This window comes from Streptomyces lacrimifluminis, assembly GCF_014646095.1.
GTDB lineage: Bacteria > Actinomycetota > Actinomycetes > Streptomycetales > Streptomycetaceae > Streptomyces > Streptomyces lacrimifluminis.
Genome location: NZ_BMMU01000110.1, coordinates 1 through 853, shown reverse-complemented (window position 1 = coordinate 853; position 853 = coordinate 1). Strand labels below are relative to the sequence as shown.

The 853-nt window shown below is 65.8% G+C and carries 1 protein-coding gene; it reads right to left on the bottom strand.

Annotated features, from left to right (window positions below; translation table 11 throughout):
• Positions 1–853, bottom strand: an 853-nt coding sequence (locus tag IEY89_RS40145; protein WP_189152455.1) for a 2-oxoacid:ferredoxin oxidoreductase subunit beta, incomplete at both ends; no start/stop codon positions are given.

The following is an 853-nucleotide window of genomic DNA, read 5'->3' as shown; positions in this document are numbered from 1 at the left end:
GTCGGCCATCTGGGTGTCGTAGGCGGGTCGTTCGATGGAGCGGAAGACGCCGATGGGGGTGTGGTGGAGGGTGTCGGGGTCGGCGAGCCGGGAGAGTGCGAAGGCGGTGGTCGGGGACGCGGTGTGGGTGTCGTGGACCAGGACCTGTGACTCGTTCTCGTCCGTCACGGTGACCACTTTCAGGTCGCCGGTCGCCTGGTCCCGTACGACGCCTTTGGCGTGGTCGGTTCCGAAGCGGATGGGCTGTCCGTGTTCCAGGCGGATGACGGCTTCCTCGGCCTGTTGTTTGTCCTTGAGGGCTTCGAAGGCGCCGTCGTTGAAGATGTTGCAGTTCTGGTAGATCTCGATGAGTGCGGTGCCGGGGTGGGCGGCGGCTTCGCGCAGGACGCTGGTGAGGTGTTTGCGGTCGGAGTCGACGGTGCGGGCGACGAAGGAGGCTTCGGCGCCGATGGCGAGGGAGACCGGGTTGAAGGGTGCGTCGAGCGAGCCCATCGGTGTGGATTTGGTGATCTTGCCGACCTCGCTGGTGGGGGAGTACTGGCCTTTGGTGAGTCCGTAGATGCGGTTGTTGAAGAGGAGGATCTTGAGGTTGACGTTGCGGCGCAGGGCGTGGATGAGGTGGTTGCCGCCGATGGAGAGGGCGTCGCCGTCGCCGGTGACGACCCAGACGGAGAGGTCGCGTCGTGAGGTTGCGAGGCCGGTGGCGATCGTGGGGGCGCGGCCGTGGATGGAGTGCATCCCGTAGGTGTTCATGTAGTAGGGGAAGCGGGAGGAGCAGCCGATGCCGGAGACGAAGACGATGTTCTCCTTCGCCAGGCCGAGTTCGGGCATGAAGCCCTGGACGGCGGCGAGG